This is a genomic window from Candidatus Insignibacter tubulum (assembly GCF_056790205.1).
In genome coordinates, this window is the sequence record NZ_CP199715.1 from 345,234 (window position 1) to 370,219 (window position 24,986).

Genomic DNA, 24,986 nt, shown 5'->3' on the forward strand with positions numbered 1-24,986 from the left:
CTTATGGATGAAGTAATTGATTTTCTTTTAAAGCGGGTTCTTTTTATATGCTTTATTTTCTTAGAATCTTTAGCTATTTTTTTTTCTCGGAAAATAATTTTTGTGATTTTATTTATAAAAATAGATTATTATCATCATTACCTATTATAGGGAAAATTTATCAGTTTAATGCTAGGATCAAAAAATATTTATTTTTAAGTACCTTAAATAAAAAACTAATACCAAAAATAAAAAATAGTTATTTAAAAAACTCTTCAGTAATGCCTGAAAAACCTTTTAAAGTATATAAAGAACAAATTAATGATTCTATATATTCTTGTTTACCAGTTAATGTTATTTCAAATAATACAGGTGAACAAAAAGAAGATATCATTTTAGATAAGGGATCTATTGATGGGATCGAAATTGATATGGGAGTTTTATCCCCACCTAATAGTATATGTGGAATAGTAACGTATGTATCAAAGAATTTTAGTCACGCTGTATCTTTATCAAATGCTAAAACTAAGATTAATGTGAAACTTAGGAAAAGTAAACATTTTGGTATATTAAGTTGGTATGGACCAAATTATCGTATATCTATATTGGAAGATATCCCTAAACATTCAGATATTATTAAAGGAGATATTGTAGAGACTAGTGAAAAATCAACCATTTTCCCTGAAGGGCTTAGCATAGGTAAAGTTAAGGATTATGAATTAGATGAGGAAAGTAGCACCCTTAAAATAAGGGTGGAGTTAGATGTGGATTTTACTTCTATACATGAAGCTTGTATAATAAAAGATTTTAAAAAAGAACAGATGATTTTAATGAAAAGAACTCCTTAAAATAATTAAGGGTCGTTAAAGGCTGTAAGATTAGAAAATTATGAGAAATTTACTCCTTGATTTTTATTTTTTATCCATTTTATGTTTATTCCAGATACTGTTATTTAATAATGTAGATTTTATAAAATATAAAAATTTTTATATCTATACCCTTTTTGTTTTAATATATCCTATTCACGGTAATAAATTTCGTTTATTATTTTTGTCTTTTCTATTAGGTTCCATTATTGATAATTTTATGAATAGTAGAGGGATCCATGCTTTTTCACTAACTTTTATTGCCTATATAAGATTTTATATTTTAAGATTTATAACTGGGGAATATACACTTAGCTATAGGTATTTGTTAACTTATAAACTTTCTTTTTTAAAGCAATTTTTTTTATTTTTATTATGATATTTATACATAATAAAATACCTTTGTTTTTTGAATATGTACAAAATTATAGAATAAAAGAAAGAATATTTGAAATCTTTTTAACCTTACTTTTGCAAGTTTTATTTATATTATAAATATTTTCATTATTAGTAAAATCTGATAAAAATTGAAAAAAATTCATAATTTTTATTTATTGTTATTTGTAACAGGAATTATTTTAATTTCTAGACTTTTTTATCTACAATTTTATTTAAAAAAACATCTTTCCAAAAATAGTGTTCCTGCCTATATTAGAAAAAAAATTATAATACCTAGTAGAGGATATATCTATGATAGAAATAAAAAACTATTAGTATCTAATAAGCCTATTTATGAGCTTACTATTACCCCTTATAAAATGCAAAAATCTTTTAATAAAACAGAATTTATTAAATTATTAGGCATTAGTGAAGATGTATTCGAAGAAAAATTAAAAAAGGCTAAAAAATACTCCCTATTTAAACCTTCAAGCTTTTTAACCAATCTCGATATAAATGATTACTGTAAGATTCAGGAAAAACTTTATAAGTTTAATGGGTTTTATTGGATTAAGCGATTTTTAAGAGATTATAAGGTAAATATCTCAGCTAAACTTTTTGGACATCTTGGACAGATTTCACCAGCAAAGTTAAAAATAGAATCTGATTATTATAATATTGGAGATCTTGTAGGTGTTTCAGGAGTAGAAAAGTCTTATGAATCAGTACTTAGGGGTAATAAAGGAGTAATACAAGATATTGTAGATTCTAAAGGTCGTATTATGGACTCATTTATAAATGAAGGAAAAAAGAAATCTAAAAAAGCTAAAAGGGGACAAGATATCTATCTATCTATAGATTGGTCATTACAAGAATATATAGATAAGCTCATGCATAAAAAAAAGGGAGGTGTCGTAGCTATTGATCCTAAAACAGGTGAAATTTTAGCTTTAGTTTCTACCCCATCAGTAGATCCTAACGTTTTTTTAGGTAAAAAACACTCGGAAGAAATTGTTCGTCTTTATCAAGACAATGTTAATAAGCCTTTATTTGATAAAACTACTAATGGTCTTTATTCACCGGGATCTACTTTTAAAATTCTCATAGAGCTTGCTGCTCTTCAAATGGGATCGGTAGATGCTAATACAGAATTTATGTGTCAGCAAGGTTTTGTTTATGGGAATAAAAAGATGAAATGTCATTGCAATATTTATGGACGTCCCAAAAGATTAGAAACAGCAATAGCAGTTTCTTGTAATAGTTATTTTGCTCAAGCTTACTTAAAATCTCTAAGTAAGTATAGATCCTTAACAGAAAGTGTGGATGAATGGAACAGAATCATCAAAAGTTTTGGATTGGGTGATTCCCTAAATACTGATTTAGCTACTGGTCAAAAGGGTAGGATTCCCGACAGTGATTATTATAATAAACAATATGGAACTAAAAAATGGAATGCCTTAACTACACTATCGAATAGTATAGGTCAAGGAGAGATTAGTATCACCCCCTTACAATTAGCTAATGTAATGGTAGCGATAGCTAACAGAGGTTTTTTTTATACACCTCATATTGTAAAAGCAATAGGAGATATAACTGGAATAAATTCTAGATATACACATCGTAGATATACTCAGGTTGAGGCTAAACATTTTGAAGCGGTAATCCGAGGTATGCAAAAAGTTTTCCTCTCAGGAACAGCCTATAAATTTAGGGTTCCTGATATAAGCATGGCAGGGAAAACTGGAACAGTAGAAAATTTTGCTAGAGTGAACAATAAAAGGGTTTCACTAAAGGATCATTCTATATTTACTTTGTTTGCACCTGTAAAAAATCCTGAAATTGTAATTGCTATAATGGTTGAAAATGGAAGTTGGGGTTCGGAATTGGCTGCTCCTATTGGAAGTTTGATAGCGGAAAAATATATTAATAACCAAGTCAAAAGGAAAACATTAGAACATCAAATTATGAATAATAATTTAGATAATGTATATAATAATATAAATAACTTAAAATATTCTGAGGGGAAAAACTAAAATATATGAGCAAACGGGGGAAAACTCTACTAGGATATCTTGATTGGTGGATCATAATAATATACTTAACATTAGTATTTTTTGGGTATATCAGTCTTTATTCTACAGCTCAAGAAAAAACTGAAAAACAATTAATATGGATCTTATCAAGCTTCCTTTTAGTTTTTTTTCTTCTATTGATTAAGCCTATGACATATAAAAATATGGCTTATCTATCTTATATTATTACACTACTGCTTCTTCTGGGATTATTATTTTTTGGTAAAAATATTAATGGAGCAAGATCCTGGTATAAAATTGGGGATTTTAGCTTTCAACCAGTTGAATTAGCTAAAATTTCTGTAACATTGACTATAAGCAAGATTTTAAGCATAAGAGATGTATATATAAAAGATAATATTTTATTATCTTTTATCATTGCTGTTATTTTAAGTCTGCCTATTACATTACTTATATTACAACCAGATACAGGTTCTGTTTTAATCTTTTCCTCTTTTATTCTTGTGTTTTATCGAGAAGGGATGCCATTATATATATTATTATATATATTATTATTAATTATCATTTTTTTATTAATATTTAATCAATATTTTTGGATCATAAGTATTAGTTTATCATCTATTTTTTTAACCTACATCTTTTTAATTCTCAAAAAATACACTATAGATTCGATGAATCTCATCATGAATTTTATAATAATATGCGGTTCTATGTGGGTGTCTCCTATTATTTTTAATAGAGTTTTAAAGCAATACCATAGAGACCGTATAGAGATACTTTTTAAAGATGAATCCGATAAAAAATATAAAAACAATATTGGCTATAATATTTTTTATTCTAAAAATGCTATAAGATTAGGAGGATTATTTGGGAAAGGCTTTGGAAAAGGGATTATTACAAAAGGTAAATTTGTTCCTGAACAACATACTGATTATATTTTTTCTGCCTTTAGTGAAGAATTTGGCTTTATAGGAAGTGCAAGTTTATTAATAATATATTTAATACTTATCGGGCGAATATATTTCTTAGCTGATAATCAAAAAGGAACCTTCTCACGAGTATTAGGGTATTCAACAGGTAGTATTTTATTTATGCATCTTATTATTAATTTAGGTATGGTCATGGGGATCATGCCCACGGTAGGAGTACCATTTATATTTTTTAGTTACGGAGGAACCTCTTTTTTGTGCTCTACTGCTTTATTATTTATATTTATACGCTTAGATGCTTCGAACCGACAGAGTCTTATTTAAAGTTTTATACTTCTAATAAATACTAAGATAATAGCTTATATAAGATTAATAAAGTTACATAGATAAAATAGACTAAGAGTTAATATATAAGGGGAGTCTATTGCGTTTTAGATCAATTATTTTAGTGTTTTATCACTTATTTTCTTGGTAAGGAGAGAAGTTAAAACTTATATATTAATAAGGAAGAGAGCATGTTCTTTTTTTTATATTATTATAGATCTATGATAACTATGTATAAAATTGAAAATTTTAATTCTATATATATATTATCATAACCTCTTATAGTAATTTTTTATTTATAATAAGTTAAGGTCACATTGTTGTATTATTTCATGGAAATAATACACTAAAGAATAAATTTTATAAAATTACCTTTCCTAAGAAAGGATGTTTATAAGATGTAATAATATTTTGTTATAAAATGACCATAAAATTAAAATAAAGAAAAAAGCATATATTATATTAACTATACTTTTTACTTTTTTTCAAAAAAAAAGTAAAAAATCGATATTATATACTTTAGGATATAGCTATCATAACTGCTTTTTTACATCTTTCCTCCAAAAGGAGGATGTAATTAATCTACTTTATTACTTGTTATATTATCTATATATAGATTAAGTAGCTTACGGGGTTTTTATTTGCAATTAGACTACAGCGATTTTATATATCGCTCATGACCTTTTTTTTTAACCATGTCCCTTGTGCTTTTAGTGTTTGCTCAACAATATCTCTCACACATCCTTTCCCTCCCTTTTTAGGGGAAATATATTTAGCTATTTCTTTAACTTCTGTAGCAGCATCCTTAGGGGCACAAGATAAGCCTACACTTTTCATTACTTCAATATCAGGTAAATCATCACCCATATATAATATATAATCAGCTTTTATTTTTATAGATTCACAATATGTTTCAAGAACATATTTTTTATCACGAACACCTATATATATGTGTTTTATGCCGAGTTTTTTTAACTGTTTATATACTACAGGATCTTCGCCTCCGGTAATAATGCATAGATGATAACCTTTCTCTAGCAGCAATTGCAATGCATAGCCATCTTTCACTGACATATGTCGTACCATATTCCCATCAGGAAATAAGCTAATAGATCCGTCTGTAAGAACACCATCTACATCGAAAATAAATGCTTGAATATCATTAAGGATCTCTTTATAATTTTTCATGATAGTTTTGTATTTAATTCGCTTAAAAGTTAATAAAGTAACTTCTCTTATTTTATTTATGAAGTTAGGGTGTTTTTGACAATTTTTCTTTAGTATTAAAATAAAGAAGTCTCATCTTCATTTATGTTTGATAATATTTTTAATCTATTTTTATTAGCAATTGATTAAAAATTCTTTTCAATGATAGAATCGAAATAGAAAAGCATTTAAGCAAATTCATTAAAAATAGCTTCTGAGTTTTATCAATCTTATTTAATTTTTTGTTATAAAATTCATAATAATAATCTTTTTTTCTACGAAATTAGCTTTTTATAATTTCTAAACTCTCTCAGGGATCCAAAAAAAAAATAGAATTTTATATATGATTTGCATCTCGTATTATATAGCTTATATTTTTTATTGATCAAATTTCTAATATTCAGAATATTTACTGATATAAATCTCAGTAGTTTCATAAACTATTTCTATAGAAATAAATATTTTTATACATTTATTCATTAAATCCTAAATGTAGAGTTTTTGTTTCCCTATCTTCCAAAATATTTTTTTTATGCCTTTCTGATATTAAAGAGAATCTAGAGTTTTCTTGTTAACCTCATAAGTGCGCCTAAAAAATACCTAGGTATAGGGTAACTAAATATTTCTAACACATAGATATGTGTGTAATTTCTTTAACATAGAAAAAAATATTCTTGAGTATATACTCATTATAAGTTATTATCAGTAATGTATAAAAACATAGATTACTTACCTTAGTCTTCATAAATAATTAAGCTAATTAATAAAAAGTATATGAATAGTATTCATATAAAATTAGTTGATGTGTTTTTATAAAGTTTTAATATTTTTTCAGGCATAATTAGGATTGCTTACTTTTTTATAGTGAATAAAAGTATTTTGATATATATAAGGTATTAGTAATTTAAATCAAGTTCGGATAAACTAAAAGAGTAGAAAAAAATATAATACTGAAGTATATTAAATTTTATTTATTGTTATAGTTTTTAACAATATCATAACTTTATTTAGAAAACTTCTAAATTATATCTAAATATAAACTAACAAGTACTATTACCTAACCAATTAAATATCATATATATGACTATTTCATTAAATAATGAATACGTATTATTTATATTTTGGTGAAAAAAGAAACGTAATTTTAGTATATTATAAAGGGATATAATTATATCTTTTTTTTACTAGCACTTATAATATAAAGAGGATAATATAAAAACTAATGTAAAAATTATATTGTATTTGAGATATATGAACTCTTCTTTAACTTAATTTATTCATTACCTTTGTATATTATAAACAAAGAAAAATATAGCAGCATTTAAAATGCTAGGCAGACGTTATTTAAGAGCTAGAGCTATGCAATTTTTATATTCTCAACATTTATCGGGTGAAGATCCTATAATAGTAGAATATAATATGTTGCATAGTATAGATAAAATCTTCGATTTATATGTATGTCTACTTGGAATGCTCTTAGGATTACAGGAAAAATTCTTACAAAAACTTCATATTTTCAAGCGAAAAATTCTTCCTAACCACGGAGATCTTAATCCAGGTAAAAAATTTGCTCATAATAGATTATTAACTGTTATTTCGAGAAATTTACAGCTTCAAGAATATTTTTCTAAAAATCAACAACTTAGATGGGAAAATTATGAAGAATATCTCTCTATTTTTTTTAAGCAGCTACAGGAGCTTTCGCTCTACAGAGATTATTGTTCTTCAAAAGAAGATTCTTTTAAAGAAGATAAGAATTTCATTTTAAATTATTATAAAGTGTGTTTTGCTGATCATAAAAAACTTTATGAGTGTATTGAAGATGGCTATCTAACCTGGTTAGATGATCTTCATGCTGCTAATATGATGGTGTATAACACTCTAAAATTTATAAAGAGTAATACTGATAATGATTTCAAACTTTATAAAGTATACCGTGATATTGAAGACAAAGATTTTGTACAACAGCTCTTTCGTAAAACGTATATGTATAAAGAAGAATTTAATATATTGATAAGTGAGATCTCTAGACATTGGGAAATTAAACGTATTGCGTTTCTTGACTTGATTATTTTACAAATGTCTATATGTGAATTCATTTATTTTCCAAATATTCCTCCTAGAGCTACAATAAATGAGTATATAGAAATTACTAAAATTTATTCAACACAAAAGAGTAAAAATTTTATTAATGGAATACTCGATCAGTTACTCAAAAATTTAACACGTCAAAATAAGATATATAAAGTCGGACGAGGATTAATTTAAATATTTATTATGAGAGTGTTATCTTTGTACTTAATACTTAAGTAAAAAATTAAAAACAAATCTTTTTCAAAAACTTGTGAATATTATATCTTTAGATTTTTAAAATTAATCCCATTGTATTTAAATTATGTATCCAATAATTCTTTTACAAGTTCAACAGAATTCTTTAATAAACACGTTATGGATGTTCGCTTTAATGTTTGTAGTTTTTTATTTTTTCATGATTCGTCCACAAATACGCAGACAAAAAGCTGAAAAAAAGTTTCAGTTTAATATTAAAAAAGGGGACCGAATAGTAACTAATGGGGGAATACACGGTAAAATTATCGAGATTACTGATGAGTCTTGTATTATAGAAACTTTAGCGGGAAAAATTAAATTTGAACGTAATGCGATTTCTAGAGAGATTAGCAATTTGCGTTACTGTAAAGAGGATACTGTAGTTAAAAAAGATGTAAAAAAAACTATATCTAGTAGTACTTAAAAGTAAAAAAAATATATCAAAGCTACTACTCTATAAAATGAGATAATTAACGATTATCTTTATATAAAGATTATATAACACTTATATTATCAATACGTGTTGTTTATTTTAGACAGACTAACATTTTTAGTTTAGCTAACTAAGTTAGCTAAACTAAAAATGTTAGTCTATTAAAGTTAATATTTAACTTTCCTATCATAAGAAATTTAATTAGGAATTAAATACTATTCTCTATTAAAGGTATATTTAAACATTTATAATTAAAAAAGTGTTCATAAAATACTTTATTTTAAGTTTTTAGTAATTTTAATCTTAGTATATCGTAAAATATTATTAATATCTAAAATAGATGTTTCTTTAAACATAAAAAAAGGATTATATTATATTTACACATTAAAATATTCCCATTATTTCATATAAGGATATAGTAGTTATAAAATTAGTAATTATGTATATTATAGGTCTTACTGGAGGAATGGGTTCAGGGAAATCAATTACATCAACCTTTTTTAATGAACTAGGTATTTTTACTTACAATTCTGATGTTGCTGCCCGTAGGCTTATGCAAGAAAATAAGATGCTTAGATCTGATATTATTAATTATTTTGGAGAATTATCATATAAAGAAAATAGACTGAATACTTCTTTTATAGCACAAAGGATATTTAGTGATAAATCTGCCTTAAAAAAAATTAATAGTTTAGTTCACCCTTTAATAGAGGCTGATTTTAAATTTTGGTTGATGGCCCAAAAAGGGCTTTATTGTATTAAAGAAACAGCTATATTATTCGAAAGTGGCTCCTATATACAGTGCCATTGGGTGATATCGGTGATTGCATCTTTTGAACTAAGAATACATCGTATTAAAAAAAGATCTCATTTGAACAAAGTTCAAATAATAAATCGTTTAAATAATCAGTGTTCTGATAAAGAGCGTTATAGTCGCTCAGATATGATTATAGAAAATAATAATGGGTTAGAAATATTACGTAATAAAGTTAAAAGTGCTCATACTAAAATAGTACATTTAATTTATAATAACTCTTTATACAGAGAATTACACTACTCTTTGTAAAAAAAAAGAATTTATAAAATATATTGCTTATAATTACTTAGATGTATATTTCTTTATTTAAGATTATTCTTATAACATTATTTATTATAAGTTTTTTTATATTATAATAATATGTAAATATAAAACATTAAAATTTTTGAATTATCACTATAATAAATATAAATTCATATAATGGTTTTTTATATTAAATAAAACATATAGCCCATATTTAAAATTAATTTAAGGGCTATATGTTTTATTTAATATTCTATGAATATTCTATTTCCTCCTTTCTTTGTTCATAGATATGTAATAAGTTATATCCTTTTATTAATCTAAAAATTAGATTCTTTCAATAAGAATTATTTCATATTCATCTTAGATAAGAGTTCATAATTTCATGGGTTAGAAGAATATAATTTAAAAATTAGTTATCATATCTTTACAATAGTAAAAAAAAAATAATTATTCCTGATAATGTTACTAAATAAAAGAGTAAAAAAAAAATAAAGCGCAACGTGGAATAAATTCAAGATTCTATTAATAGAAATAGTATTTTTACTAACTACTAGAATAATAAAAAGTCATATAAATAGTGATTAATTATTTTTTTTTTAAAAAAAAAATACATTATTTTCAAACGTTTTTTTCTTTAATTTTTTTTTTATAGTTAATAAGTTCTTCTATCAGAAGAATTTTCAGATGGAAACGTTCAGCTATATCAATTAAATCTGGAATACGTGCCATAGAACCACTCTGATTAAGAATCTCTACTATTACAGCTCCTGGTTGATATCCTGCCATTTCTGCAAGTTCTACAGCCGCTTCGGTATGTCCAGGTCTCTCAAGAACTCCCCCTTTTTTTGCTCTTAATGGAAAAACATGTCCGGGTCTATTAAAATCTTTAGCTTTTTTACTTATGTCTACTAGAGCCTGTATAGTTTTTGATCTATCATATGTCGATATTCCTGTACTTATACCCCTTCCTTTCAGATCTACAGATATAGTAAAAGCGGTGTTTTTTGGATCTGTATTTTCCTTAACCATCATATCAAGTTTAAGCTTATTACAGCGCTCCTCACTAAGAGGAGCGCATACTAACCCTCTTCCGTATGTAATCATAAAATTTACCATTTCAGGAGTTGCTTTCTCAGCCGCTATCATAAAATCGCCTTCGTTCTCTCTATTTCTATGATCTATTATTATTAAGGGTCTTCCGGATCGTATTTCTTCTATAGCTTCTTTAACAGTATTAAGTCTAATCATCTTTTTGGGTTAATATCTCTTATTTTTAATCTTCTTATCCAGCTAGTTATAGTAATCTAGATTCATTATAGAAGAATCCATAGTAGTTTTTAGCATTAACCATATACTTTATTGTAATATAAACAGATTGGCTATCCACACGCCTAGCCAGTTAGAAAGGTATCCCTTTTCACTTAAATTTTGACCCACTGTTAATAAGGTAAAATATACTATAAATACAATCAAACTGACAAGTGTAGGCAATCCCATACCACCTTTTCTTATAATCGCCCCTAGGGGCGATCCTATAAAAAACATCAATATACAACTTATGGAAAAGGAAAATTTCCGATGAAGTTCAATTTCATACTTAGATAAGTATTGACTATGTTCTTTAATTTGTTCTTTGTGATTCAGAATATTTATTGAAAATTCATGTAATTGTCTTTGTGTTTTATAAAGGATTTGTTTTTTTTCTTTAGTATTTAAACTCTGATAATCTACAGATTTTTTTTGGGGGGGGGGGGATTCTAAATCTTTGAAAAGATTCCCCCTTATAGGGGGGTCTTCCTTTAAGAGTTCTTGATAAAACTTTTGATTATTCCTTTTGATTACTTTGATTCGTTCTAGGAATTTTTGCGTATTTAGAGTACTATAATTATCTTCAAAATTTTTATTAGTCAGTTTAGATATATCTAAATGCTCTATAAGAGTTTTAAATTCAATAATTTGATAGTAATTTTTAAATTTGTTCTCTGAATAGAGTACTCCGTCAAAAAGGTGTATTTCTAAGTATCTTACATTTTTAGATGGTATAAGTTTACCTTCTTTATCTAAAATAGTATTTTCTTCTCTAGAAGATCTTTTATATTGACTAATAAAAACTCCTTTAAGGATATTTTGATTTTTACCTATTTTCTTATCTATTCTCATTACAACATCTGGGATCATACTTATAAATGTTTCTGAGGTAATATTTATTGCTGGTTCAACTATAGAGATGTTATAAATTATAGTTTTCGCTTTTTGTTTTGCAGTAGGTACCACATAATATGAAAATAAAAATAATTCTATAACCATATATTATACTTACTATAAAAATTGGCAATAATTATACACCATAAAGATATACCTGTAGATTTTATAGCGTCTAATTCATATCGTTCACCTAACATTCCATAAGTCATAATGGAAGTTAAAAGCACAGTAATTAGTAAAATTAGAGGGATAAAAGAAAGAGCAAAGTAAAAAATAAGCTTAATAATTCTAAGACCTTACCTGAAAGATCGTTTAATTTATTCCAAAGAAACTAAATGATAAATATAAAAAATAGAAGGCTGAAAATTGTTAGAAAAGGACCTATAAAAAGTTTTAGGATATAACGATCAATTTTTTTGATCATTAATCTATATGGGTTATTATATAATCAGGATAATATTCTTTCCCAAATTCTAGAAGGGGTTTCGATATCATAACTTCTGGTATATATCGGTTGATAAGAATGCTCATAATTTGGCCATCTTCTCCTATTTTATGAATTTCTTTAAGCTCTCTAGTTTTAGAGTCTAAAACTAAGGATAACTCTTTTATAGAGCATTTTTTTTTGGGGATAAGTTTTAATAAAAACAATTTTTTTACTCTATTTTTTCTATATTTAAAATAGTTATTAATATTGGACTTTTGTATATAATTCAAGACTATTTGAATAGGGAATATAATATTTTTAATATTATCAATATTTGATATAGTTATTTCTTTATCCTTACTAGATATAGTATAGATTTTTTCCTTATCACCTATATATGTCTTTTCCATTAAAGAAAGTCGGTATTTGTTATTTGTCAAGTATATTTCCCCTATTTCAGAATTTAAAAGATCTCCTTTTTTATTTTTATACTCATAAGTAAAGTTTATATAAAGCGTAGAAATCTTATTGATTTTTTCGTCTGTTTCATCCAGATTTTTTTTTGCTTGTATATTTGGATTTTGTGCTAATGAAATTTCTAGCATACCAAAGTATAAAACTGATATAATATACCATTTTATTGTGTTATATTTTATAAAGGATTTATTTTTTTTCATAAAGTAATTTTAAACTTTCTATATCAGAAATTAACACCTGTCTAGATTTAACTCCTTCAAAAGGTCCTAGTATCCCTTTTTCTTCAAGTTGATCTATAATTTTAGCTGCACGTGCATAACCTATCGAGAGCTTACGCTGAAGCAAAGAGATAGATCCTTGTTGTGTGGTAATGATTAGTCGTGCTGCTTCCTCAAAAAGAGGATCGCGCTCATATGAAGAGTCTATTAATAAATCACCTTTAGATCCTTGTTTATCAGGCTTGGGTAATTCCCATGGTTCTACTTTGATTTTTTTATTTTCGTAAAAATTGGCGATTCTTTCTACCTCATGAGTTTCAATAAAAGGACATTGCAACCGAATCAGTTCATTCCCATTTGAAAAAAGCATATCTCCTTTACCTATAAGTTGCTCGGCTCCAGATACATCAAGGATAGTTCTTGAATCTATCTTTGATGTAACTTTAAAAGCAATGCGGGCAGGAAAATTTGCTTTAATAATACCTGTTATTACATTTACCGAAGGCCTTTGTGTAGCTATTATGAGATGAATACCTACAGCTCTTGCTAGCTGAGCTAGGCGAGATATATAAGTTTCTATTTCCCTCCCAGTTTTTATGATTAGGTCAGCAAATTCATCTATAATTAATACTATATGAGGCATATGTTTTTTATCTTTAGCGTCAATTAGTAGATTACTTTTAGATTTAGCATTATATTCTTTAATGTTTCGAACCATAGCTTTTTTTAGTAATTCATAGCGATAATCCATCTCTTTGCATAATGAATTAAGAGCATCTTTAGCTTCAGAAATATTAGTAATAATAGCTTCTTTAGTATTAGGTAGCTTAGCTAAATAATAGTTCTCTATCTTTTTATAGAGAGAAAGTTCCACTTTTTTCGGATCTATCATTACAAATTTAAGATCCTTTGGAGGTTTTTTATATAAAAGTGATACTATAATAGTATTTATACCTACGGATTTCCCTTGTCCGGTAGCTCCTGCTATGAGCAAATGAGGCATTTTAGTTATATCTGCTATAAAAGTCTCATTTGAAATAGTTTTACCTAATACAACAGGTAGCTCCATTTTGCTATATTGAAATTTCTCGGAAGAGAGTGCCGTGTAAATAAAAACGGTAGTTGGATTGCTATTAGGGACTTCTATTCCTATAGTTCCGTGACCTGGGATCGGAGCAATCATTCGAATACCCAGAGCAGCTAGATTTAGAGCAATATCACCTTCCAGCCCCTTAATTTTAGAAATACGTACGCCATCTTGAGGTACGATCTCATAAAGGGTAACGCTAGGACCTATAGTAGCTTTAATTTTCTTAATTCCTATCTTATAATTCCGAAGAGTATCGACAATTTTATTTTTGTTAGCTTCAAGTTCCTTATGATTAACAGCTATATCTTGCAATAAATTCTTTGAAGAATTTAATAACTCAAGGCTAGGAGGAGTAAAATCTTCGAGGATATTGATTTTTTTAAAGTTAGGGATATATTCATATTCTTGTAATTGTTTTATAAATCTGGCATCTTTTTCAGTATCTCTAATCATATCTATAGAAGGCTCATTTTCATTTTCCTCTATTAGGAAATTATTAGATTTTGTTTTTAGATATAGTCTCTCAGAAAGACTTAAATTTTCACTATCAGCTTTCAAAATTTGGTTATGTTCAAATGTCTTTTGAATAACTTTCTTATTCTCTAAAGATAAATTTTGTGATTGTATAAATTTCTCTGGACTTATTTTGAATATTAAAATGAAATAAATTATAAAACTCACAAAAAGCAAAAGCCCTACTCCTAAAATACCTGTAAATCCTTTAAGAAAATCGTTTATTTCAAAACCTAATATACCACTAAGTATAGTCTCTTTAGGAAAGAGAAAACCTAAGGCCAATGGTAAAAAAACTGAAAAAAATAAGGCATTTAGAAAGATTTTTTTAAAAAAGCAATTAGGTATTTTCCACAGACGAAGTCCAAACATAAAACATAAAAAAGGCAATAAAAAAGCTCCGATACCAAGACCTTTATAAATAAAAAAATCTCCTAAAAAAGCTCCTATCTTTCCAAATGAATTTTTTGCTAAAATAGATTTATCTAGCATATTTTCTAACTGACTCTGATCTTCTTGAAAATAATAGAGAAAAGAATAAAAGCTAAAAAATAAAATGACACTTATAGTTATAAATAGTAATCCTATAATGGTTTTATCTACATTTGGGCCTTTTTTCTTAAAAGAAGTTTCTTTGATTTTTTTCGACATACTATAAACGAAAAATAGTTTTATAAACTCATAATAAAATTACAAATTAAGTCCGCTTTTAGCTAATACTTTAATACATTTGGATCGGAAATTAAATTATTGATATTGCAATATGTAAAAGTTTTAAAAGAAAAAAAAAATATTGTAGTTCTAAATATACAATTAATTATGAGTTTTTAATAAGGCTATTTATGGAAAATATGTTCTCTATCGAATTAGAGCTTATAAAGCTAGTTAAATTAACGGAATTTACAATAATCAATAACAACTATATTTCTACACACTACTTTAAATTAGATATTTTAATATAATGTTTAGATATTAGGAAGTTTCTTTCTAAGAAAGATCATATGTTATACAATACTCTAAGTATAAGTATATTAGATAATACTGTATTTTATGCTGTACACTTCTAAATTTAGTAGAATAAAAAAGGGGAAGAGCAAATAAAAATTTCAAAATCCTTTGAGAGAAAGGAATCGTGAATTAAATCTTTAGGAAGATTTAATAAATACATACGCTAATAACCCAGCCTCTATTAAGCATCTTTATAATTCTCTTAAGGAAGTAAGAGAAAAATATAATAGAGTTTGATATCTAAATTTTAATAAAATAGTAAAAAATTATGATCTAAAATATAACTGAAATTCAAAAAAACTTATTTTAAGTTCCTATTAAAGCACTAAAATATAGTATTATTAAGGGTTGCCCTTAGTTTAAGGGTAAATCTTAATTCTCATAAAATAAGGATGTTACTAATGTTTATTTTTAATATTATATGAGAATCCCCAATTGAATCAAAAAAATATTATCTTTAGAGGAAATATTTGTTATTTGTTAATTCCACAATTTAGACGTCTTATGAAAAGGTTAAAATTGCTTAGTTTTTTTGTTCTATTTTCTATATTTTCTCTATATGCCGAAGCATCTGTGTCTACAGATAGCTTTTTGACAGGAAAATCAGCAGATGTCGAGAAAGATAAAAAAGATATTAATTTATATTGGGGGTTTCAAACGCATTTTATTTTTCCTATTCGAAAAAGCCTTAATAGATATGATAACTTTTCGATTCCCCAATTATACTTTCGTGTAGATGGTAGTTTAGGTAATAATCTTCGTTATACTGTTCAAAAATCTTTTGATTCGCCTGTTGATAACAAAGTTGTTAAGGATACAGTTGTCCCATATGTTGATATAGCTAATATCAGTTATAACTTTAACGATTCCTTCTCTGTAATTTTAGGTAAACAAAAAACACTTACTGATATCTTTAGTAAAGATTTATCTAATAAAGATCCTTATATTATTTCCTATATGGGAAAATATAATACAGGGTTAAGTTTTGTCTATAAGGCGTCTAAATATAGTTTTTCGTTTCAATTTGTTAATAATAACATCCAATCATTATATACTGGTACATATAGGAGATCAAATATAGAAGGACTATATTATGTTCTTGATCCACACGAACGTAAATTCCTGGCTTTAGGATATCTTACTTCATGGAATGGATCTTTTTTAAAAGAAAAGGTTAAAGTTAAAACATCATTTAGTATATATAAATTAGATAGGAAAGAAAGTAAATTTTCAAGTACAGTATCTTTATGTATGAGTTTTGATCTTTACCCTTTTACACTAGATTTAAATTGTCTTCACAACTTACAAGATTTAGATGTTTATAATCATGCTTCGCTAGCTGCACGTGATATTAAAATAATTAAAACAGGAAGAGTTATATTCCAGGACGTAATATATGACTCTTATTCTGTTGCGTTAACTTGCGAAATTAATAAAAATTGGTATACTTTTGTTAGAGGTATGTATGAGTTTGATTATTGTGAATATTTTCCTAGCCATATAGGACATGTTTTTCGGACTGAAACTAATTATGATTGCGGTATAGAATACTATCCTATGGGACTCAATGGTATTAAATTATACGGTTACTACTCAGGTTTCTGGGCCCAGTATACTTATCCTGTAAATATTAGAAATGAAAATATGACTAAAATTGCCTTAGGTGCGGTTTATCATATAAAAATTATTTAAACATTCCAGATGTAAAAAATAAAAGTCCGGAGATTATCTCCGGACTTTTATTTTTTACATCTGGAATAGAGGGTAATCCAGCATCATATCATTTACTTCATTTTTTATTTTAGTAAGTTTTATTTTATCATTTTTACTTTTAATAACTCTATCTATAAAATTAGCTATTGGCTCCATATCTTTTGTTTTTAATCCTCTTGTAGTAATAGCCGCAGTACCTAGTCTAATTCCTGAGGTGATAAAAGAAGACTCATTATCAAATGGAATCATATTTTTATTACAGGTAATATCTGCATTCGATAAAAATATTTCAGCTTGTTTACCCGTAATTTTTTTATTTCTTAAATCGATAAGCATACAATGATTATCTGTACCCTCCGATATGATTTGATAATCCCTATTCATTAGGGATTTTGCAAGTTCCTTGGCATTTAAGATAACTTGTTCTGCATATTTTCTATATTCATCACTAAAGGCCTCTTGGAGAGCTATAGCCTTAGCGGCAATAATATGTTCAAGCGGACCTCCTTGTAGACCTGGGAATACAGCACTATCTATTAATTGAGAAAAACTCTTATGTTGTCCTTTAATATTAGTCCTTCCCCAAAAGTTTTCAAAATCTTCACCTATAAGAATCATCCCTCCACGTGGACCACGTAGGGTTTTATGTGTAGTAGTAGTAATAACATGAGCATAAGGAAACGGATGATTTAAAAGACCTTTTGCAATCAATCCTGATGGATGAGCGATATCAGCCATAAGTATAGCCCCTACACAATCAGCAGCTTCTCTAAATTTTTTGTAATCTATATCTCTTGAATAAGCTGAAGCTCCACAAATGATTAATTTAGGCTTTTCTTTTTTAGCTAAATAGAACATACGTTCATAATCAATTAATCCACTTTTTTGTTCAAGACCATACGATACTCCACGATACATATTTCCTGAAAAACTTACTCTAGCTCCATGAGTAAGATGACCGCCATGCACTAAATCCAATCCTAAAATAGTATCTCCTGCTTTAAGTCTAGCCATATATACGGCTGCATTAGCTTGAGAACCAGAATGCGGCTGTACGTTAGCATAAGTAGCCTTAAAAAGTTTTTTTGCTATCTCTATAGTAGTATTCTCGATTTTATCTATTATTTCACATCCTCCATAATAACGTTTATTGGGATAGCCCTCGGCATATTTATTAGTTAATATAGACCCTGTAGCACTAAGTACGTAGGGACTGACGAAATTTTCTGAAGCTATAAGCTCTATACCACGTAGCTGACGATTTTTTTCTTCTTTTATCCATCCAAAGATGGGATCTATAGAGGATGTTTCCATAATATGTAAAAATATTTTGTTTGTATGATTTTTTTACAGAATATCAGTCAATTTTTTTAAAAAAAAAAGAATAGCTTATAACTTATATAAATTATGTATTTAAATTTTATTGACTATTTTATAGTCATCTATTTTAGATATCAAAATATTATTCCTCAGATATATTGAAAATAACTATCTAAATTATTTATTTGGGGACGAAGTGTTATTGTTTTTTTAACTTTTATAGAATTAGTAAATCATAAATTGTTTATTATTTACTAGCTATATATAAAAACTCTTTGAAAAATTTAAAGGATATTTTTAGCGCTGCTTATAGCAATTCTTTTCTGTTTACGAAAATTTTAAATATTCGGTAAATATAATGCTAAAAATATTAGCAACCTAATGATAAAGCTAGGTATAATCTCCCCCTATTTAGGTTATTTTTATAGTTTATTTAAAGGATTTTATTACGCTAAATTTTATTTGGATAATAATAAAAAGGTCTTATTTCACGGTTAATGATATTATATTTCGTTTTAAATTAGATCTATATAGTAGAGTTTATATAAAATTATAGTTTAGTATTGTGAAATAAAAAGTCTATTCCTCTAATAGAGGATCTTTTTATGATATAGTACATAATAAATTTCTAATTTAGAAAGAGTTTATTATATAAAAAGGGTTATAAGATAACCCATAAGAATATTTTTTTTAAATTCCTATAAAAGATTCAAAATAAAAAATTCTATTAGAACAGGTTATTACATATTATAATTATCTATCTTACTAGTGTTATTCAATAAAAGATTATTTATGATTAATACTATACATAATTATATCTACAATAAAAACACAATAGTTTAAATAAACTATAAAAACGACTATAAAATAACTAAAAATTAATATATAATATTATTATTAATATTATTAATTATAATACTCTTTTCGAGAGAGCTTCTTATAAAATAATTACCTTTGCTTAAAAAAAGCAAGCTTTTTGAAAAAAAAAAAGAGTACCTTATTTAGGGATGCCTTTGGCAATATTCACATAATAAAACGTTTTTTAATATTTGTCTTAGGCTGTATTTCATACAGTCGTAATGGCTTTAATAAAATTAAACTTAAGGGGACTGAACAACTATTAAAACTACCTAATTGTAATGTATTATTTGTATCAAATCATCAGACCTATTTCGCTGATGTTTTTGCTATGTATCATGTGTTTTGTAGTATAAAAAACGGGTTTATAGATACTATAAAAAATCCTATTTATCTTTTTAACCCAAAAGTAAATCTTTATTATATTGCTGCTAAAGAAACTATGAATAGGAATTGGATTACCAAGTTATTTAATTATTCGGGAGCTATCACTGTAAAACGTACTTGGCGTGAATCTGGAAAAGATATAAATCGATCTGTAAAAATTTCTGAAATTACGCGTATAGGGATAGCCCTTAATGATGGTTGGTTAATTACCTTTCCGCAAGGTACTACTACTCCTTTTGCGCCTGGACGCAGAGGTATAGTTCATATTATTCGAAGGTTTAGACCTACTGTAATTCCTATTGTCATAGATGGGTTTCAAAAAGCTTATGATAAAAAAGGGATGAGTATAAAAGAAAAAGGTATTTTACAAAAAATGACCTTTAAATTACCTCTGACTTTTGATTTTGAGAAGGAAAATTCTGATGAAATACTTAATAAAATTATGGATGCTATTGAACAATCGCCTCGTTTTAAAGAAACGAAAGAATAAATATTAATTACTGAAAATATTTTTATAAATGTTAGTTACATTAATTTGCCTGATTTTTAATATTTTATAAGATTTATAAAGTCTTAGGTAATCTTAAATTCTTAGTCAAGAAAAATTACAGAGGAATAAAGTATTCCATATATAAATATATATGTTATAGAAAAATACAAAAATATAACCTATAGATATTTTACTAAGTTTATACATATAAATCAATTACCGTTCTAAAATATTTTTTTAGAATAGATTTAGTAGATATTATATATAAGTTTCTTATACTAAGAATTTTGATTTAATATTTTATAATATAAATAATTTTAATTATAATTCTATTATTTTACTATCTATCTACTATAGATAGTAAAAATAGAATAAGGATTCTAAACAAATCGATGTTAAATCATATTAATACTATATTTTATAAACTTTTATAATACAATAAAATATATTAAAATAATCCGACCTTTTTTATGAGAAAATACCCGAGTATAGTTTTTATAGGGACCCCCTATTTTGCTGTATATTCAATTGAAAAATTATTGCAAGAAAAATATTCTATAATAGCTATAGTAACTGCACCGGATAAAAAGGCAGGAAGAGGTCAAAAAATATCGGAATCAGCAGTAAAAAAATATGCTCTTATTCATAAAATCCCTGTTTTACAGCCTGAGTATATGAAAGATCCATTTTTTCTTGAAATTTTAAGAAAATTGAAGCCTCAGATTATTATAGTGGTAGCATTTAGAATGATCCCGAAGGTCATCTGGAGCATACCTGAGTTAGGAACTTTTAATCTTCATCCTTCTTTACTCCCTAATTATCGTGGTCCAGCTCCAATACAATGGGTTATTATTAATGGAGAAAAAGAAACTGGAGTAACCACTTTTCTTTTAGATGAAAAAATAGATAGCGGATCTATACTCTTACAAAGAAATATATCTATCGATCCGCAAGAAAATGCGGGATCACTCTATAAAAGACTTGCTCAAATAGGTGCTAATCTAGTAGTTGAAACTCTTAGTCGAGTTCTTAAGAAAGATTTAAATCCTCAAAATCAAATTGTAAAAAATAATCTCAAAATAGCTCCTAAACTATTCCATAAAGATATGAAAATCCACTGGCATAGCTCTATGGAGATGATATTTAATAAAATTCGTGGATTAAGTCCTTATCCGGGAGCCTGGACTTATCTTATAGACGATTTAGGTAAAAAACTAAAATTTAAAATTTATAGGGCAAATTGCTCTTACTGCTTACATTCTTTACCTATAGGTACACTTATTTTAAATAAAAACGAAATGAAAATAGCTCTTGCAGAAGGTTATCTATCAATTATAGAGGGGCAATTAGAGGGAAGAAGGCGTATGCAATCACATAATCTATTTAATGGATTACAAAGAAAAAATTATTCAATTTTAGATACAGTTTAATCATTAAAACTAAAACTTTCAATTAATTTGGAAAATTTTATTTAATTACATACTTCTTAGCATCATTAATAATGATAGCATTTCGTAAATGAAATTAAAAGGAGATCTACATAATACTTAAATATATAAAATTTATCCCTATAAATAATAAACATTTGTAATAAAATTACAAATAGTTTTGGAAATTTATAAAATAAATGATATTATATATAAAAAAATAGTTTATATCTTTTTATTATAAAATCTATTATAAATGTAATAGCCTTTATTAAGGAGCAAGTCTTTCTACTTTCCATTTATCTTTTTTAAGAAATGTAAAGAATATTCTATCATGCATCCGGTGGTTACGTCCTTGCCAAAATTCCATTTGATATGGTTTCACTATATACCCCCCCCAAAAGGGGGGTCTATGTAGTGAATGATTATTAAAATAATTTTTATAATAGATATAACGCTTTTTGAGATATTCTCTTGAAGGAATAGTTGAACTCTGTTGAGAGGCCCATGTGCTTATAGCACTTTCTCTGGGTCTTTTTAAGAAATAATTATCTGATATCTGATCGCTTAGTTTTTTAGTTTGTCCTTTAATTATAATTTGACGTTCTTTATCAGGCCAAAAAAAAGACAAACATACTTTATCATATTTTTCTAAAGCACAACCTTTTTTGCTTTTATAGTTAGTATAAAATATAAAGCCTTCATCTGAAAAAGATTTAAGTAAAACTATCCTAGTTCTTACAGAAAGGTCTTCATCTATAGTTGCTAGAGACATCGCATTAGGTTCAAGTAGGTATTTAGATTGTAGAGCTTCTTCAAACCAATTATCAAAGAATTCCATGGGATCTCTAGGAACAGATTTCTTTGATAAACTATTCTTTAGATAATTTTTACGCAGGTGGCTTAAATCTCTATTCATATAATTTTTTTTTTTAAAAAAAAAAATATTAGAAAAATTAAAACCCCTTATTGGGGTGCAACCTAATATTTAGGCTATTTAAGAATCTCATAGATACAAAAAATATATCTTATTCCCATTTTGAAGAAAAAAGCACTGTTTCTAATAACTATGTATAAAAATATCCTTTCATTAAATTAGCCTCATTAAATAATGAGTATTTTTTTTATCCACCGATAACTTTTTTCAGATGTCTAATTTGCGTCTCCCAAAGTAATTTAGCCTCATCTATCTGATCAGGGTCGGCAAAGTCAGTGACAATTAGCGAAATATCTCCTGTAAGATCATCTTTTTCAATTGATAGTTGAAAAAAGTATTTTGTATCATCATCCTGTTCCCACCTGAATCTAACATAATTTTCAGGTTTATTCCTAATTAATGAGGCTATTTCTTGATTTTCATTTTCTTTCCCCCAGCTAAAAATAAATTGCTCTCCTAAGGATCGAACGTGATCAGCAAACCATTCTGATAATCCTGAAGAAGAAGATATATAATTGTAAAGCATTGTTGTTGAGGCATGTATAATGAACTCTAACTGAAATTTTTCACGCATTAGAACTATTTATTTTAAGTTAAAAAATTGAAAATATATAAAAATCAAAGTACTAAAGAATAGTGTTTTTATGGAAACATTATATTTATAAGAGAATTTTAGAGAGTTTAAATAAAATGTATATTTACCGTGGTCTTTATCAGGCGTGATAGCTCAGATGGTAAGAGCGTCGGATTCATAACCCGGAGGTCGGGGGTTCAAATCCCCCTCACGCTACATATTCATAATACCAATCAGGTCAATTTTTTAATAAATGTTTAATAGTAACTATATAATTCTAAATTTTTAATCTAGTATATCTGGGATTATAACATATATATTCAATTTCTTATTTTGGATATATTTCATCAGATTTTTATTTTAAATTATTTTACCTAAAAAAATAGCATCCTTTAAAGCTTTATATAACATATTTCATAAAAATATTAGAATTATAATTTTTTGTTTATCTCTCCAATAATAAGAGATTAATATAATAAAAATAACAAATATAAATTTATAAAATTCGTATCATAAAATAGTCAAAAAAAAGCATTAGTTTAAAAAATAGTGTCTTTTTTATAAAAAAATTAATTAAGTTGAAAAATAATCTAGCAAAAAAAACAGCAAAGTTATAGAATATAAATGCATATTAGAGTTTTAAACTAAAAAACAAAATATAAAAATGACAATTTTACAATATTATTTAGCTGAAATAAGAATAAAAAGTGTACGGACTTATTGGCAATAAATTTTTCATATTTCTTAAAAAACTCAAGAATTATATCCTTTTAGATATAACAATAATATTTAAAATATTATATTAAATAAAACTATAAAATAAATGCAACTTCCTATTTTTTAGGAATATTAATATTTTTTTATTATTTAATATTCCATATTTCCCATGCTCGTTCTGCTTGAAGATATAGCATCTGTAACCCATTTTTAGTAATAGCGCCTTGAATTTTTCCTTTTTTAAGGAATAAACTCTCCGATGGATTATAAACTAAATCGTATAAATAATGTTCAGAGCTAAGATATTGATAAGGTAATAAAGGAGAACTATCAACGTTAGGATAAGTCCCTAAAGGAGTACAATTAACGATAATTTGATACTTTTCTAAAACTGATTTATCAATATCTTTATAGGAAAGATCTGATTTTTCCTTATTTCTAGAAACCCAAATAAAGGGAATGTTTATTTTTCTAAGTACATATCCTATAGATTTTGCTGCTCCACCTTGTCCTAGAACTAAAGCTCTCTTATGCCAAGGCATAAGATACTTTATAAAAGATTTTTCGAAACCATACATATCAGTATTATAACCTATACGTTCATCTTTTTTTATTTTTACAGTATTAACTGCGCCAATCTGTTTAGCTTCCTTTTCAATATCTGTTAAATATGTAAGAATAGACTCTTTATAAGGAATAGTAATATTTAGCCCTTCAAGATTATGATACTTAGCTATTATCTCATTAAAATGAGAAATCTCTGGAATGTCAAACAATTTATAACGTACTTCATTTAAATTTTCTTTAAAAATTTTTTTTGTAAAATATTTTCTTGAAAAAGAATAAGATATATTTTTACCTATAAGCCCAAATAAACGGTATCTTGCCATAAGATTTTATTTTTTTTGAATCCTATTCAAAATTTATGATGAAAGATCAATTATTATCTTCATAGTTTGTCTATCAGGATATCTTTAATTAAAGTTATAGCTAATTCATATACAGTATAAAGATTGCCCTTTATAGGGTGCCTCTACAGAATTATATATAAAGGTAAAAATATTATGTTTGAATAACTTTTAGTAT

General features: G+C 26.4%; 19 protein-coding genes and 1 tRNA gene. 10 read left to right on the forward strand and 10 right to left on the reverse strand.

Annotation, left to right across the window (positions count from 1 at the left end; all coding sequences use genetic code 11):
- Positions 1-260: 260 nt before the first annotated feature.
- From mreC to rodA, 3 genes are all read left to right on the forward strand, one after another.
- Positions 261-827, forward strand: a complete 567-nt coding sequence (gene mreC / locus ACUBP5_RS01365) for a rod shape-determining protein MreC (RefSeq protein ID WP_482168515.1) — start codon at positions 261-263, stop codon at positions 825-827.
- A gap of 545 nt (positions 828-1,372) precedes the next feature.
- A complete protein-coding gene (mrdA, locus tag ACUBP5_RS01370; protein ID WP_482168516.1) occupies positions 1,373-3,256 on the forward strand; it encodes a penicillin-binding protein 2 in 1,884 nt (627 codons plus the stop codon).
- A gap of 5 nt (positions 3,257-3,261) precedes the next feature.
- Positions 3,262-4,509 (forward strand): rod shape-determining protein RodA, encoded by a 1,248-nt coding sequence (gene rodA / locus ACUBP5_RS01375; protein WP_482168517.1) that lies wholly within the window; start codon positions 3,262-3,264, stop codon positions 4,507-4,509.
- Positions 4,510-5,172: 663 nt separating this feature from the next.
- On the opposite strand, the gene ACUBP5_RS01380 is transcribed toward rodA, so the two are convergent.
- Entirely contained in the window at positions 5,173-5,697 is a 525-nt protein-coding gene (locus ACUBP5_RS01380; protein ID WP_482168518.1) for a KdsC family phosphatase, read from the reverse strand.
- 1,344 nt (positions 5,698-7,041) lie between these two features.
- Between ACUBP5_RS01380 and nusB the strand changes: the two genes are divergently transcribed.
- The 3 genes from nusB (at position 7,042) to coaE (ending at position 9,542) form a co-directional block, all read left to right on the forward strand.
- The gene (nusB, locus tag ACUBP5_RS01385; protein WP_482168519.1) at positions 7,042-7,983 is read left to right on the forward strand and encodes a transcription antitermination factor NusB; all 942 of its coding nucleotides are present in this window, start codon (positions 7,042-7,044) and stop codon (positions 7,981-7,983) included.
- A 127-nt stretch (positions 7,984-8,110) separates the two neighbouring features.
- Positions 8,111-8,467: a preprotein translocase subunit YajC gene (gene yajC, locus ACUBP5_RS01390; protein ID WP_482168520.1), complete on the forward strand. Its 357-nt coding sequence runs from the start codon at positions 8,111-8,113 to the stop codon at positions 8,465-8,467.
- A gap of 448 nt (positions 8,468-8,915) precedes the next feature.
- Positions 8,916-9,542, forward strand: a complete 627-nt coding sequence (gene coaE / locus ACUBP5_RS01395; RefSeq protein WP_482168521.1) for a dephospho-CoA kinase — start codon at positions 8,916-8,918, stop codon at positions 9,540-9,542.
- 615 nt (positions 9,543-10,157) lie between these two features.
- Here coaE and ribB read toward each other — a convergent pair.
- From ribB to ACUBP5_RS01420, 5 genes are all read right to left on the reverse strand, one after another.
- Positions 10,158-10,787 (reverse strand): 3,4-dihydroxy-2-butanone-4-phosphate synthase, encoded by a 630-nt coding sequence (ribB, locus tag ACUBP5_RS01400; protein ID WP_482168522.1) that lies wholly within the window; start codon positions 10,785-10,787, stop codon positions 10,158-10,160.
- Between the two features lie 108 nt (positions 10,788-10,895).
- On the reverse strand, positions 10,896-11,813 hold the full coding sequence (locus ACUBP5_RS01405; RefSeq protein WP_482168523.1) for an LptF/LptG family permease: 918 nt from the start codon (positions 11,811-11,813) through the stop codon (positions 10,896-10,898).
- A 23-nt stretch (positions 11,814-11,836) separates the two neighbouring features.
- Entirely contained in the window at positions 11,837-12,031 is a 195-nt protein-coding gene (locus ACUBP5_RS01410; RefSeq protein ID WP_482168602.1) for an LptF/LptG family permease, read from the reverse strand.
- Positions 12,032-12,167: 136 nt separating this feature from the next.
- A complete protein-coding gene (gene lolA1, locus ACUBP5_RS01415; protein ID WP_482168524.1) occupies positions 12,168-12,848 on the reverse strand; it encodes an outer membrane lipoprotein periplasmic chaperone LolA1 in 681 nt (226 codons plus the stop codon).
- Positions 12,835-15,120 carry an FtsK/SpoIIIE family DNA translocase gene (locus ACUBP5_RS01420; protein ID WP_482168525.1) on the reverse strand — a complete coding sequence of 762 codons (2,286 nt, stop codon included), beginning with the start codon at positions 15,118-15,120 and terminating at the stop codon, positions 12,835-12,837. The genes lolA1 and ACUBP5_RS01420 overlap by 14 nt, the downstream gene beginning before the upstream one ends.
- An 861-nt stretch (positions 15,121-15,981) precedes the next feature.
- Here ACUBP5_RS01420 and ACUBP5_RS01425 point away from each other — a divergent pair.
- Positions 15,982-17,169, forward strand: a complete 1,188-nt coding sequence (locus ACUBP5_RS01425; protein WP_482168526.1) for a porin family protein — start codon at positions 15,982-15,984, stop codon at positions 17,167-17,169.
- A gap of 54 nt (positions 17,170-17,223) precedes the next feature.
- On the opposite strand, the gene ACUBP5_RS01430 is transcribed toward ACUBP5_RS01425, so the two are convergent.
- A complete protein-coding gene (locus tag ACUBP5_RS01430; RefSeq protein WP_482168527.1) occupies positions 17,224-18,504 on the reverse strand; it encodes a serine hydroxymethyltransferase in 1,281 nt (426 codons plus the stop codon).
- A 982-nt stretch (positions 18,505-19,486) separates the two neighbouring features.
- On the opposite strand from ACUBP5_RS01430, the gene ACUBP5_RS01435 reads away from it, so the two are divergent.
- Together ACUBP5_RS01435 and fmt are read left to right on the forward strand one after the other, a co-directional pair.
- Entirely contained in the window at positions 19,487-20,245 is a 759-nt protein-coding gene (locus ACUBP5_RS01435; protein ID WP_482168528.1) for a lysophospholipid acyltransferase family protein, read from the forward strand.
- A 470-nt stretch (positions 20,246-20,715) separates the two neighbouring features.
- A complete protein-coding gene (gene fmt, locus ACUBP5_RS01440; RefSeq protein WP_482168529.1) occupies positions 20,716-21,675 on the forward strand; it encodes a methionyl-tRNA formyltransferase in 960 nt (319 codons plus the stop codon).
- A 268-nt stretch (positions 21,676-21,943) separates the two neighbouring features.
- Here the strand turns inward: fmt and pdxH are convergent, their stop codons facing one another.
- Both pdxH and ACUBP5_RS01450 read right to left on the reverse strand, forming a co-directional pair.
- Positions 21,944-22,591, reverse strand: coding sequence for a pyridoxamine 5'-phosphate oxidase (gene pdxH, locus ACUBP5_RS01445; RefSeq protein ID WP_482168530.1), 648 nt, complete (start codon positions 22,589-22,591; stop codon positions 21,944-21,946).
- 205 nt (positions 22,592-22,796) lie between these two features.
- Positions 22,797-23,183 (reverse strand): START-like domain-containing protein, encoded by a 387-nt coding sequence (locus tag ACUBP5_RS01450; protein WP_482168531.1) that lies wholly within the window; start codon positions 23,181-23,183, stop codon positions 22,797-22,799.
- Between the two features lie 142 nt (positions 23,184-23,325).
- On the opposite strand from ACUBP5_RS01450, the gene ACUBP5_RS01455 reads away from it, so the two are divergent.
- A tRNA-Met gene (locus ACUBP5_RS01455) sits at positions 23,326-23,399 on the forward strand.
- 647 nt (positions 23,400-24,046) lie between these two features.
- Here ACUBP5_RS01455 and ACUBP5_RS01460 read toward each other — a convergent pair.
- Positions 24,047-24,790 (reverse strand): shikimate dehydrogenase family protein, encoded by a 744-nt coding sequence (locus tag ACUBP5_RS01460; RefSeq protein ID WP_482168532.1) that lies wholly within the window; start codon positions 24,788-24,790, stop codon positions 24,047-24,049.
- Positions 24,791-24,986: the final 196 nt, after the last annotated feature.